The sequence below is a fragment of the Aquirufa nivalisilvae genome (assembly GCF_004307455.1).
GTDB lineage: Bacteria > Bacteroidota > Bacteroidia > Cytophagales > Spirosomataceae > Aquirufa > Aquirufa nivalisilvae.
The window spans coordinates 339,465-351,941 of record NZ_SEWX01000005.1; the positions used below are offsets into that span (position 1 = coordinate 339,465).

Consider the following 12,477-nt stretch of genomic DNA (forward strand, 5'->3'; position numbering starts at 1 on the left):
GTGATAATTCTACATTCTACATTTTACATTCTAAATTGATTAACTAAAGTATCTAAAATCCTCATTTCCTTTTACCTTCAATAAACAAGCATAAATTAAGTCAATAACAGCTTCCATGTCGGATTTGGCTATCATTTCAACTGTGGTGTGCATGTATTTCAATGGTAAAGAAATCAAGGCTGAAGCTACACCTTCTGTGGCATAAGCAAATGAATCAGTATCAGTTCCTGTGGATCTAGAAACAGCTTGTCTTTGGAAATCAATCTTGTTTTCATTAGCAATATCGATAATGAAGTCTCTCACATTGTTTTGAACGGCTGGTCCATAACAAATCACTGGTCCTTTTCCGCAGGCCATATCACCTTGAGTCTTCTTATTGTACATAGGTGATTGTGTATCATGTGTAACGTCCGTAATAATGGCTAAATCTGGTTTTAATCGCTTCACAATCATTTCGGCACCACGTAATCCAATTTCTTCCTGTACTGCATTTACCACGTATAAAGTAAAAGGCAATTCAATGTTATTGTCTTTCAATCGTTTGGCCACCTGAGCAATCATATAGCCTCCTATACGATTATCAAGAGCACGTCCAACCAAATATTTTTCATTCAATTCCATGAGTCCATCCTCAAAAGTCACAACAGTACCGACATGGATGCCCATTTCCTCCACCTCTTTCTTATTGGATGCACCACAATCAATAAAGATATCACTCACTGTAGGCGCCTTGTCTTTTGTCGTATCTCGTACGTGTATGGCAGGCCAACCAAAAATACCTTTGATTACTTTGTCCTTAGTATGAATATTCGCCCGCATAGATGGTGCAATTAAGGCATCAGATCCACCATTTCTGCGTAAAAACAAGTATCCATTCTCGTCGATGTAGTTGACAAACCACGAAATTTCATCGGCATGAGCCTCAATAACGACAGAATATGGTTTCCCTGGATTAATGACAGCCACTGCTGTTCCGTATATATCAATGATTTTTTCATCTAAGTAAGGCTTTAAATAATCTAGCCAAATTTTTTGGCCTGACATTTCGAAACCAGTAGGGGAAGCATTATTTAAATATTCGTACAGAAAGTCATTCGATTTTTGAGACATAATTGACATATTTTTTGAAGCTGCAATTTACTAAGGCTAATTTATATTTGAATTTTATCGAAAAAATAAATTTAAGAGTTTTGGAGAGCCATTTTAAAGCTTAAATTTGTAGTTAGTAGTGAAAATTTATCCGGCTAAGGATTGTTTTTATCATTTTATTAGTAAAACAACATTTGATGAAGAAAATAGCAGTTTATACATCAGGAGGAGATGCCCCAGGAATGAATTCTTGTATTCGTGCCATAGTACGCGGTGCCGCTTATCATGGAGTAGAGGTTTATGGTATAGTAAGAGGGTACAACGGAATGATTAATGGAGATATTATTCCATTAAATTCCCAATCAGTTAGTAATATAATTCAGAGAGGTGGAACCATCTTGAAATCAGCACGTTCTAAAGAGTTTTTAACAACAGAAGGGCGTAAGAAAGCTTATGACCAGTTGCAGGCTAAAGGAATTGAAGGATTAGTGGCAATTGGTGGAAATGGTACATTTACTGGTGCCGAAATCTTTTATAATGAATTTAAAATTCCTTGCGTAGGTGCACCAGGAACAATCGATAATGATTTATATGGAACCGATTATACCATTGGTTATGACACAGCTGTGAATACAGCTTTAGATGCTATAGATAAAATTAGAGATACAGCTGATTCACACGATCGTGTATTTTTTATTGAAGTAATGGGACGAGATTCAGGTTATATAGCCATTCAATGTGCAATTGCAGGTGGCGCTGAAGCCGTGATGATTCCAGAAAATTTAACTCCAGTGAGTGAAGTAATGGAAACGTTACTAAAGGGATTTTCTAAGGCTAAATCCTCTTCTATTGTCATTGTAGCAGAAGGAGATGAAGAAGGTAATGCTCAAAAAGTGGCTCAAAAGATTAAAGATCAAATGAAGATTGAGCTGGATATACGCGTGACTACTTTAGGACATATTCAACGTGGAGGTGTGCCAACTGCAGCAGACCGTATTTTGGCTAGTCGATTAGGTTTGGGAGCTTTAGAAGGTCTTTTACATGGAGAAAAGAATGTGATGGCCGGTGTAGTGAATAATCAATTGGTTTACACTCCTTTCCATGATACTATCACGAAAAAGAAACCTGTTTCGGAAGATTTAATTCGAATGGTAGAAATATTATCGACCTAGATATAACCTTTGAGTTTGTAAACAAGTATACCAACAACTTCACGAATTAATTGAAAGTTTATGGATAAACTTTTTTCGTTAGGTTTAAAATAGGAAAGGAGACTCAATGGAGTCTCCTTTTTTAATATATCTGCAGCGTAAGGTCTAACATTAAATCCTTTATTTTCAAAACATAGTATCGAACGTCTAAGATGCATGGCGGAAGTAATAAGCACAATAGTATCTTTTTTTAAGTAGTTCTTTAACATCTGACTAGAATACAAGGCATTTTCATATGTATTTCTAGCCTTATTCTCCACAAATATATCACGTGCAGGAACCCCCATTTTTATAAGTAATCTTTTTACATTGATTGATTCATTGGATCGGTCGACCATCAAATTTGCAATACTTGTTTCTCCACCGGTAATGAGTATTTTTTTAATGGCTCCTTGTTGGTATAAATGAAAGGTTTGAATCATACGATCAGCTGCTTCTCCTGAAGAGATACGATCTGGATGAGTATCTGTATATTTAATCATTCCACCTGTTAATAAGACTCCCCAAGTATAGGTTTTACCTGCTGGAATATCGGGGGCATCAATCTCCCAACTCTTAAGTAGGGCATTGCAAATGCTTCCATTCGTTAAAAATAAAAGCAAAAGTATGGATGAGAAAATAGCAATTTTTATCTGTTTTACTTTTTTCAAACGCAAGGCGATGACCATCGGAATAATTATCCAAATAGTTGGAGAAAGTAAGATGTCTAATATTTTAGATAGTATGAAAAACATTGTAATTTTAGATTCGTTAGTCTGTAAATTTAATTAAATATATGAAAGTATTTTTTCTGGCATGTAGCATTCTACTATGCGGATTTGGATCAATCGCCCAAGTAAAAAAGACAAACACTCAAGCCGCGTCATCGGCAGGCTTTTTAATTAAAGGAAAGATTAATGGAATAGCTTCCGGAGAAATCTATTTAGCCCATTATTTTGGATCAACTCAACAGGTTATTAAAGACACAGCTCAAGCTGATGGACAAGGTAATTTTGTATTTCAAGGCAAGGAAGATTTACCTAAAGGTTTATATTTAGTTAGTTTCTCTAAAAATAAATACCTAGATATCATCATTGGTAATACCCAATTTTCCTTTGAAACAGACACGCTTGATCCAATTAACCACATGAAGTTCCAAAATTCGGCTGAAAATGAGGCATTTTTCAGCTTTCAAAAGGAAATGGGTAAAAGATATGTGGATTTGAGGAAATTAGAAATGGAAAGAAAAGACCTAGGTCAAATTGCAGCAATTCGAAAAGAAATTGTACAGTATCAACAATCTTGGTTTGAGAAGAATAAGCAATTGTTTGTTTCTAAGTTGGTTAAAGCCACCTTTGAACCAGAAATACCTCCTTTCAAAAAGAAGCTTAGTACGCCAAAGGATAGCTCTGAATTTTACCAATATCAGTTTAGCTATTATAAAAAGCATTTCTTTGATAACTTAGATCTGAATGATGAACGCTTCATTCGTACGCCATTTTTGCAGAAAAAATTAGAAAAGTATTTTGAAGATTTGGTCGTTCAGCAGCCTGATTCCATCACCAAAGATGCAGATTTATTGTTGGCAAAAATCAAAAACAGAGATGTTAGACGATATGTCATTTATAAAATTTCTAGTACTTATGAAAATTCCAATATTGTAGGTACAGACGCAGCATTTGCACACATGGGAGAGAAGTATTATGTTGGAGAGCCAGCATTGTGGGATACAACTACCATACGACAAATGCGTGATCGTATTAAAGTTTTGAAACCTTTATTGATTGGAAAACGGATTCCTGAATTGTATTTAACGGACCCTTCTGGTAAAAGATTGACTACTGCGGCTATTCCAGGAGAATATACGCTGGTATATTTCTACGATCCAGACTGCAGTCACTGCAAAGAGGAAACTCCGAAATTAATGGCGCAAGCTAACTACTTTAAATCGAAGAAAATATCCGTTTTGGCCACATCCATTGCCAGGAATAAGCAACAGTGGACTGATTTTATAAAGGAATATAAAATGGAGTCCGTTTATAATGGAATCGATATACATCAGAATGCAAAAACAGGGAAAGAAGAATATTTTAACAACTTCTTGCAAACCTTTGATATCTATTCTACACCTATTATTTATGTTTTGGATAAAAATAAAAGGATCATAGGAAAGAAAATTCCAACAGATAAAATCCAAGACTTTATCACATTTTATGAAAATAGACAAAGGGAATTAGGTATTAAATAACCTGTCTTATAAGTTCAAACAAACTTTCATTCACACAAAGCGATTGATATTGATATCCCTTGCTAAGTAATGGATTTATCCGTTGGTCAATGAAAATATGATGTTGCTTCGTTTGCAATTGATTCCATTCCTCCATTGGTAAAGACAATACTTGATTTGTTTCAATGTCTTTGTACTGTAGAATATTGCCAGGTTTATATTCCTGTTGTCTTTCACTTTGATCCCAAACATGAAGGATTTTAATGGTATTTTTATTTGCTTTTATCTCTGAAAGACTTTGTAAAAATAAAGCATACTCCTTATCATTCATTAACAAATCGGTTAAGATAAAAATGATTTTTCTTTGACCAATAGCTGATACTTTATTAGAGAGAATGGAAGGTAATTGACTAATTTCTTCAACCGATTCTCTTTTTAGTAGATCTTCTAATTGAGAATATATTTCATGTAAATGCCCTTGAGTATTACTTAATGGACTTTCCCAAATCAATTCATTCGATATTCCTAATATGCCAAATTTGTCTCTTTGCTTCTGTAAAATTTTACATAACACAGCAATCATTTGAATCGATTTGTTGATTTTCGCTAGATCTTCTCTGGGGAAAAACATGGAGGACGACAAATCAAGGAAGAAGTAAGCGCTGATATTAGATTCATCATGGAAATGTTTGGTGAATAGTTTATCTGTTCTGCCATATAATTTCCAATCTACTTGCTTTAAATTATCGCCAATTTGGTAGGCTTTATATTCTTTAAATTCTGATGAATATCCATGAAAAGCACTTCGGTGCTTACCATGGTATAATTCATGGCTTATTTCTTCAGCAATGATAGCTAGGGTATTACTTGCTTGTTCTTCCGCTACTTTTCTTAGCATGAGTCAATTTCTTTTTTCTGTTTTTATTCACAGTTCCTTTCTTTTTACCTTTTACTAAATAAGAACGATTGCGAATATGTCTTTTGAGGCGGTACTTCTTCTTGTATTTTAAACGTGTCTTTTGGTAATATTTGGTACTGAATTTTGGACTTGTTTCCATTTCCAAATGCTGGTAGGGGATGAGCATTTGTTCATTTTCAAATCCTACAATTTTCAAACGAACTTTAGTTAGGCCTATTTTTCGAATATTGAGATGTTTGGCACTAATTTCAGTTAAATCGATAATTCGTCCGGATTTATAGGGACCTCGGTCATTAATACGTACGATAACCGACTTTTTGTTTTGTAAATTAGTTACTTCCACCAAGGTATTAAATGGATAAATTCGATGCGCAGCAGTAAATTCCTTTCTATTTAATAATTCTTGATTAGCTGTTTTTTTATTGTAAAAACTTCGAGAATAATAGGATGCTATCCCATAACTCTCATCTCCAAGGTTTTGTGCCTGGCCTTGAAATAGGAAGTGATAGATTAGGGTAAATAATATGATCCTAAACGAAGTCATGATGCAACTTATCAAATAACCCGCTTATTGTGCAATTTTTATACTTATAATTTAAGATTATCTAACTTTTGTACAAAAAATGAACATTTTTTGACAGTAAATTTCTAATATATTTTTTGAGTGATTGAGAATAAATAGTAGATTTACGCATTGTAAAACTTAAATACTTATTTAAAGTGGAAGAAAGAGACAGAGAAGAATTGTTTTCCAAAAGAATTCGTGCGGGTAAAAGAACTTATTTTTTTGATGTTAAATCAACTCGTTCACAAGATTACTACATAACTATAACAGAAAGTCGCCGTCACCAGAAAGAAGATGGATTTGTGTATGAGAAGCACAAAATGTTCCTTTACAAAGAGGATTTCGATAAATTCATGGATGGATTAAAAGAAGCAGTTGATCATGTGAAGACAGAATTGATGCCAGATGTAGATTTTACACAATTTAATCGCGATGAAGATGAGTTTGGTGGCTCAGATTTAAAGTGGGAATAAGAAATACACAATATTTAATAAAAAGCCGCTGTATAAACAGGGGCTTTTTTAATTTTTAAGCGTATTTTTGCGCTTCATTTTAAATAAGCTATGGGATTAACGTGTGGAATTGTAGGTTTACCTAATGTGGGTAAGTCAACTTTATTTAGTGCTATTTCTTCTAATAAAGCAGAAGCAGCTAATTACCCTTTTTGTACAATTGAACCCAATGTGGGAATTGTTACTGTACCTGATGAGCGCTTGTCCATTTTGGAAGGCTTAGTGAATCCTCAGCGTGTACTTCCAACAGTGATTGAATTTACGGATATTGCTGGTTTGGTAAAAGGTGCTTCACAAGGTGCAGGTTTAGGAAATAAGTTCTTAGCCAATATTCGCGAAGTTGATGCCATCATTCACGTAGTACGCTGTTTTGAAGATGAAAATATTGTTCACGTTGAGGGACGTGTTAATCCAGTTAGTGATAAGGAAATCATCGACATGGAATTACAATTGAAAGATTTAGAATCTGTTGATAAAAAGATTTCCAAAACCGAACGTGCAGCTAAGGCTGGTGATGCTAAGGCTAGACAAGAATTGGCAGCTCTACAACAGTTTAAAGCTACTTTAGAAGCGGGTAAATCTGCTCGAACTTTGGAAATGGATCCAGAATTAAGATCCGCTGCCATTGGAGATTTATATTTGCTAACCGATAAGCCTGTTATTTATGTGGCAAATGTAGATGAATCGGCACTAGCTCAAGGTGGAAACGAATATGTAGATCAATTAAGAGCCAATGTACAGGTTGAAAATGCCGAGGTAATTGTGGTTTGCGCCGCTTTAGAGGCTCAAATTGCTGAAATTGAAGATATGGATGAAAGAGCTATGTTTTTAGGTGAATATGGCTTAACAGAATCAGGTTTAAGTAAGTTGATTCGTAGTTCTTATTATTTATTGAACTTGATTACTTACTTCACCGCAGGAGTACAAGAAGTTCGTGCCTGGACCATTCAAAAAGGTTGGAAGGCTCCTCAAGCTGCTGGTGTTATTCATACGGATTTCGAAAAAGGATTTATTCGTGCAGAAGTAATCAAACTGTCTGATTACCAAGCATTAAAGACTGAGTTAGCTTGTAAAGAGGCGGGTAAGATGAGCGTGGAAGGAAAAGAATATGTCGTGCAAGATGGTGATATCATGCACTTTAGATTTAATGTATAATTAGGGATAAGTTAATTTATTATATCCCAATAATGAATCATGGCGATCGCCAGGTTTTCTAAAATAAACCAATACTTCATAAGTATTTTCAGTTTGTGAGTAATTACCTTCTAACATCGTATTAGGTAAATTACTTGCAAACTGATAATTATAAATTCCTTGTTTTAGTCGAATCTTTTTCATGTACATCTGCTTAGAAACATCGTATTCCATCAGATTATCAGTATTCTTCTCAAATTGGTTGAAAGCACCCACCACATAAATCTTTTCATTAGGTAATTCTTCCATTTTTAATTGAAAATTACACCAGATATAATCTGATGCCACACTTGAATTACCATTTTCATAATGGTCAATCACAAATGCCCCATCAAAATCAGGTCTTTGGACGTAGGAATAATTCCCTTGAGGAACTTCCACTTGGGTGCTTATTTCTGTAAATGCATCGGATTGACGAATATTCTCAACAAATGTCATTTTTTGTTGGGTACTAGATAGATTGATCAGCCTAAATTCATTCCCTCCAGGAATCACGTTTTCGTTATCATAGAAAGGAAAAGTAATTCTCCTTTCTTGCCCATTAATTTGTGCTCGTGGTATTTTATTCAACCAATTTTCTGTTTGATAATTTTTTCTCAAAATTATGCTTAAGCCTTCATCTGAATTCAACATTAATTGATTAGGATATAAGATGGTTAAATCAATGGCTTGGTGAGTATTTCGTAGATTATTGGGTCTAGCAAAGGATATTTTTGCAGCAACTGTTAGCGCATTTTCATAAACTGAAAACCTCTTGGTGAAAACGGTATCTCGCTTATTTCTTTGAGCATAAACCATAGCGATGAAATTACCACTTATTCTAACTTTGGGTAATTCGATTTGATAATGCAAATAGGGAATTTTAGTGCCAAATGAATTTCTAGGTGAGCGAATGGGCACATCATTGAAGTCTTGTAAATACTCTATTTCTGATAGGGATGAAGGCTTCCAGTCGGCTTGACAGTGTATAATACGCAGATGGTAAGTTAAATTTTTCATCGCCAAATCGTCAAATGATAATAGATAATTACCTTGACTAGCAATGTCCATCACCGGATTATCTGTGATGATGGTTTTTTCTTCTGATCTACTTAAAATAATGGTCTGAACCTCGCTTTTGAATTTTTTACTTTTAATCTGACCTAATGCCGAAAGACTAAAAAATAGAAACACGAAGGTCAAACCATTGAATTTCATGGAGTTAGGCTATTAAGGTTTCCCACTCACTCATGACTTGACTTAATTCATCCGAAACTAATCTTAGTTTTTCTTCCCAAGTTTTCATTTCTTGAAATTCATTATTTTGAGCTAAATCTGACATTTTAGTCTCAATTTCCCCTTTTTTATTTTCCAAGTCCATGATTTTCGCCTCTAATTTTTCAATCTGTTTGGCATTATTAACGACAGGAGTAGTAGGTGCAATGGTTTTCTCAATTTCTGGCTTAGGCTTCTCCGTTGCTTTTTTATTTCCACTAGGTAATTCTACTTTCCTAGTTTCTTGCCAAGTTTCATATTCTTCAAAAGAGCCCGGATATTCTTTGATTTCATAATCCTCTAAATACCAGATTTTATTGGCAATTTGAGATACAAAGAATCGATCGTGGGAAACGACAACATAACTACCTTCATATTGCTGCAAGGCTTGAATTAAGATATTCACCGATTGCATGTCGAGGTGGTTGGTAGGCTCATCTAATAAAAGGAAGTTAGCCTGAGAAATCAATACCTTAGCAAGGGCTACACGAGATTTTTCACCTCCAGAAAGCACTTTGATTTTCTTGAAAACCTCTTCACCAGAAAATAAAAAGCATCCTAAAATACTTCTTAATTCCATTTCAGTTTTAGCTGTTCCAGTAGATTTTAATTCATCTAAAAGAGAATTTTCTACTTGTAAACTTTCCAATTGATGCTGAGCGAAGAAGGATTCAATCACATTATGTCCTAATCTTCTTTCGCCTTCAATCTTCTCTGTTCCTGAAATGATTCGCAATAAGGTGGATTTACCTTTACCATTGGCTCCAATTAAGGCAATTTTATCTCCACGATTAATCGTAGCTGAGGTGTTTTTTAAGATAATTTTTTCTCCATAAGCTTTCGAAATTTGTTCCAAAAAGAGAATAAATCTACCTGGTTGAGTTCCAAAGTTGAATTTGAAATTGACCTTAGCTTTTTCATCGATGACATCATCAATGATATCAATTTTATCTAATGCTTTTACGCGCGATTGAACTTGACGGGCTTTAGAAGCCTTAGCTTTGAATCGTTCAATAAAACGTTCCGTTTGTCGGATTTGAGCTTGTTGGTTTTCATAGGCTCCTTTTTGGACCTCATTTCTCAAGGCTTTTTCTTCCATATAAAAGGAATAATTTCCTGGATATAAAGTTATTTTAGCATTGGAAACCTCAGCAATATGATCTATGGTTCTATCTAAGAAATAGCGATCGTGTGATACAACGACAATGGATCCCTCGTAATCATGGATGTATTTTTCTACCCATTCGATAGAAGGTAAGTCCAAGTGGTTAGTTGGCTCATCCAGTAATAGCAAGGCAGGCTTTTGTAATAATAATTTAGCCAACATCACACGCATTCTCCATCCTCCTGAAAATAATCGTAAAGGTCGAGATAAATCTTCCGTACTAAATCCTAAACCCTCAAGAATTTCCTCTGTCTTTGCTTGGATTGTATACCCGTCTAAACGTTCAAATTCTTCTTGTAAATGCGCAAGAACATCGATATCCTTATCTTCATAGTTGGTTTCCATCTTGTGCAAGACTGCATCTATTTTGTGCTGAAGCTCTAATTGCTTCTCAAAAGCCTGCATGGCAACTTCCAAGATACTATCGTCTGTTTGATAGGATAATAAATCTTGATTCAGAAAACCGATGGTGCATTCTCCCGACTTAGAAATATTTCCTCCATCAGGAGAGTATTCGCCAGATATTAAGCGAAGAAGGGTGGATTTACCTGTACCATTGGCCCCAATGAGACCAATCTTGGTTTTAGGTTTGATATGTAAATTGGCATTTTCATATAATGCCCGACTACCGAAATAGAAACTTAAATTGGATATGGATAACATAGTGCAAAGATAACCAAACCTTTCTAAACCTGAGGTGCAAATGTTAATCGTTTTCTTGCACCATCACCACCTAAATGAGAACAAGTCAATAAATCATTGAAACTACCATATTTTACGGGGTCTTTGTGGTAACCTAATGACTTAGAAAGAGCTATCGTCCGATTATTATCACCCATAGAGAATTCAATATCATCCATGGTTAATTGACATGGATGTTCATATCCACAGGCATGCGTTATTTCACCGATTTCTTTGATTAAGGTATAATGGTATAAATAATAGCGTTCACTTTTTAATGTTACATCGATACCAGCTTGTAGCCATTTGTTAGAAGTCGCAATTCCTGTTGGACAATGATTTGTATGACATTTTTGTGCTTGAATGCAGCCAATGGACATCATAGCTTCTCGAGCTATATTTACTGAATCAGCACCCATAGCAAAGGCCATTAAGGCTTTTTCAGGAAATCCCAGTTTTCCAGAGGCAATAAAAAAGATGTGCTCTGTTAATTCTTGTCTTTGGAATATTTGGTAAACTTTGGCAAATGCGAAAGTAAATGGCATGGATACATGATCAGCAAAGGCATGTGGTGCTGCTCCCGTTCCGCCCTCGCCACCATCAATGGTTATAAAATCAGGTCCTTTACCTGTTTTTTTCATGTACAGTGCTAATTCTTCCCATTGTTCTAATTTTCCAATGGCAGATTTAATCCCGACAGGTAATCCGGTAGCCTCTGCCATTTTTTCTATGAAATCCACCATTTCGGGAATATTGGAAAATTCAGAATGAAAAGCAGGGGAGAAGGCATCTTTTCCAATAGGGATATGACGAATATCCGCAATTTCTTTATTCACCTTGGCAGCAGGTAGCATACCGCCTTTACCAGGCTTAGCTCCTTGAGAGAGTTTTAATTCAATGGCTCTTAGTCTAGGATTTGCTTGCACTTTTTCCACTAACTTTTCCATGGAAAATTTCCCGTCCAAATCCCTTACACCGAAATATGCGGTTCCAATATTTAAGACTATATCAGCACCCATTTGATGGTAAGGAGATAATGATCCTTCACCAGTATTGTGAAAACAGCCTGCTAAGTAGGCCCCTTTGTTTAGTGATTCTACCGCTTTGGCTGACAAAGAACCATAACTCATGCCAGAGATATTAACGACAGAATAGGGGCGGAAAGGTCTTTTTCTTTCATGATAAGCGCCAATAATTTTAGCAGCTGGAATAACACCAGGATTACTTCTAAATGGATGATCTTTGGGTGGATTATAACCCATCATGGCATTTTTTATGAAAATATACCCTGGAGAATTGAAATCTTGATCACTTCCAAAACCTTGTAAATTGTTTTCATTTTTAGAAGAAGCGTAAATCCATGACCGCTCTTGACGATTAAATGGGAGCTCTTCTCGGTTATTAGCAACGATGTATTGTCGAATTTCTGGCCCAATTCGCTCAATCCAATATCGAATATGCCCTACGATGGGAAAATTGTGTGTGATGGTGTGACTTTTCTGAATGAAAACATCACGTATGATAACGGCAACGAGGAGAAAAACTAGCCAAAACCAAAATGAAGAGATTATTTCTAGTAGATAATTAGTTTGCATAATCAGATGAAGTAAAATTCGGTGAAACGAATATAGCAAAGAACGTTGGCATGCCCTTAAAAGTTTTATTCCCCCATATTATTTTT

Annotated in this window: 11 protein-coding genes; 4 read left to right on the forward strand and 7 right to left on the reverse strand. The window is 35.3% G+C overall.

Annotation, left to right across the window (positions count from 1 at the left end; all coding sequences use genetic code 11):
* Nucleotides 1–39: 39 nt before the first annotated feature.
* Nucleotides 40–1,110: a M42 family metallopeptidase gene (locus EWU22_RS08310; protein WP_109322870.1), complete on the reverse strand. Its 1,071-nt coding sequence runs from the start codon at nucleotides 1,108–1,110 to the stop codon at nucleotides 40–42.
* A 176-nt stretch (nucleotides 1,111–1,286) separates the two neighbouring features.
* On the opposite strand from EWU22_RS08310, the gene pfkA reads away from it, so the two are divergent.
* Nucleotides 1,287–2,261, forward strand: a complete 975-nt coding sequence (gene pfkA, locus EWU22_RS08315; RefSeq protein WP_130925172.1) for a 6-phosphofructokinase — start codon at nucleotides 1,287–1,289, stop codon at nucleotides 2,259–2,261.
* Here the strand turns inward: pfkA and EWU22_RS08320 are convergent.
* Nucleotides 2,258–3,034: a YdcF family protein gene (locus tag EWU22_RS08320; protein ID WP_130925173.1), complete on the reverse strand. Its 777-nt coding sequence runs from the start codon at nucleotides 3,032–3,034 to the stop codon at nucleotides 2,258–2,260. The two genes, pfkA and EWU22_RS08320, sit on opposite strands and share 4 nt — an antisense overlap.
* 41 nt (nucleotides 3,035–3,075) lie before the next feature.
* Between EWU22_RS08320 and EWU22_RS08325 the strand changes: the two genes are divergently transcribed.
* Complete coding sequence (locus EWU22_RS08325) at nucleotides 3,076–4,527, forward strand: TlpA family protein disulfide reductase (RefSeq protein ID WP_130925174.1); 1,452 nt, start codon at nucleotides 3,076–3,078, stop codon at nucleotides 4,525–4,527.
* Here EWU22_RS08325 and EWU22_RS08330 read toward each other — a convergent pair.
* Together EWU22_RS08330 and EWU22_RS08335 are read right to left on the reverse strand one after the other, a co-directional pair.
* Nucleotides 4,520–5,404, reverse strand: coding sequence for a DUF58 domain-containing protein (locus tag EWU22_RS08330; protein WP_130925175.1), 885 nt, complete (start codon nucleotides 5,402–5,404; stop codon nucleotides 4,520–4,522). The two genes, EWU22_RS08325 and EWU22_RS08330, sit on opposite strands and share 8 nt — an antisense overlap.
* A complete protein-coding gene (locus EWU22_RS08335; RefSeq protein WP_109322875.1) occupies nucleotides 5,370–5,969 on the reverse strand; it encodes a septal ring lytic transglycosylase RlpA family protein in 600 nt (199 codons plus the stop codon). Before EWU22_RS08335 ends, EWU22_RS08330 begins: the two co-directional genes overlap by 35 nt.
* Nucleotides 5,970–6,145: 176 nt before the next feature.
* Between EWU22_RS08335 and EWU22_RS08340 the strand changes: the two genes are divergently transcribed.
* Both EWU22_RS08340 and ychF read left to right on the forward strand, forming a co-directional pair.
* Nucleotides 6,146–6,463: a DUF3276 family protein gene (locus EWU22_RS08340; protein WP_109322876.1), complete on the forward strand. Its 318-nt coding sequence runs from the start codon at nucleotides 6,146–6,148 to the stop codon at nucleotides 6,461–6,463.
* A 90-nt stretch (nucleotides 6,464–6,553) separates the two neighbouring features.
* On the forward strand, nucleotides 6,554–7,657 hold the full coding sequence (ychF, locus tag EWU22_RS08345; protein WP_130925176.1) for a redox-regulated ATPase YchF: 1,104 nt from the start codon (nucleotides 6,554–6,556) through the stop codon (nucleotides 7,655–7,657).
* Here ychF and EWU22_RS08350 read toward each other — a convergent pair whose 3' ends face one another.
* The 3 genes from EWU22_RS08350 to EWU22_RS08360 are packed head-to-tail and all read right to left on the reverse strand — an operon-like array spanning nucleotide 7,658 to nucleotide 12,391.
* Nucleotides 7,658–8,893, reverse strand: coding sequence for a type IX secretion system plug protein (locus tag EWU22_RS08350; protein ID WP_130925177.1), 1,236 nt, complete (start codon nucleotides 8,891–8,893; stop codon nucleotides 7,658–7,660).
* A 4-nt stretch (nucleotides 8,894–8,897) separates the two neighbouring features.
* Complete coding sequence (locus EWU22_RS08355; RefSeq protein WP_130925178.1) at nucleotides 8,898–10,778, reverse strand: ABC-F family ATP-binding cassette domain-containing protein; 1,881 nt, start codon at nucleotides 10,776–10,778, stop codon at nucleotides 8,898–8,900.
* Between the two features lie 23 nt (nucleotides 10,779–10,801).
* Nucleotides 10,802–12,391, reverse strand: coding sequence for an FMN-binding glutamate synthase family protein (locus EWU22_RS08360; RefSeq protein WP_130925179.1), 1,590 nt, complete (start codon nucleotides 12,389–12,391; stop codon nucleotides 10,802–10,804).
* Nucleotides 12,392–12,477 lie beyond the last annotated feature (86 nt).

Bases quoted from the DNA above. Each gene is read 5' to 3' on its own strand.
- EWU22_RS08310 (WP_109322870.1), bottom strand. From the start codon at position 1,110: ATGTCTCAAAAATCGAATGACTTTCTGTACGAATATTTAAATAATGCT.
- pfkA (WP_130925172.1), top strand. From the start codon at position 1,287: ATGAAGAAAATAGCAGTTTATACATCAGGAGGAGATGCCCCAGGAATG.
- EWU22_RS08320 (WP_130925173.1), bottom strand. From the start codon at position 3,034: ATGTTTTTCATACTATCTAAAATATTAGACATCTTACTTTCTCCAACT.
- EWU22_RS08325 (WP_130925174.1), top strand. From the start codon at position 3,076: ATGAAAGTATTTTTTCTGGCATGTAGCATTCTACTATGCGGATTTGGA.
- EWU22_RS08330 (WP_130925175.1), bottom strand. From the start codon at position 5,404: ATGCTAAGAAAAGTAGCGGAAGAACAAGCAAGTAATACCCTAGCTATC.
- EWU22_RS08335 (WP_109322875.1), bottom strand. From the start codon at position 5,969: ATGACTTCGTTTAGGATCATATTATTTACCCTAATCTATCACTTCCTA.
- ychF (WP_130925176.1), top strand. From the start codon at position 6,554: ATGGGATTAACGTGTGGAATTGTAGGTTTACCTAATGTGGGTAAGTCA.
- EWU22_RS08350 (WP_130925177.1), bottom strand. From the start codon at position 8,893: ATGAAATTCAATGGTTTGACCTTCGTGTTTCTATTTTTTAGTCTTTCG.
- EWU22_RS08355 (WP_130925178.1), bottom strand. From the start codon at position 10,778: ATGTTATCCATATCCAATTTAAGTTTCTATTTCGGTAGTCGGGCATTA.
- EWU22_RS08360 (WP_130925179.1), bottom strand. From the start codon at position 12,391: ATGCAAACTAATTATCTACTAGAAATAATCTCTTCATTTTGGTTTTGG.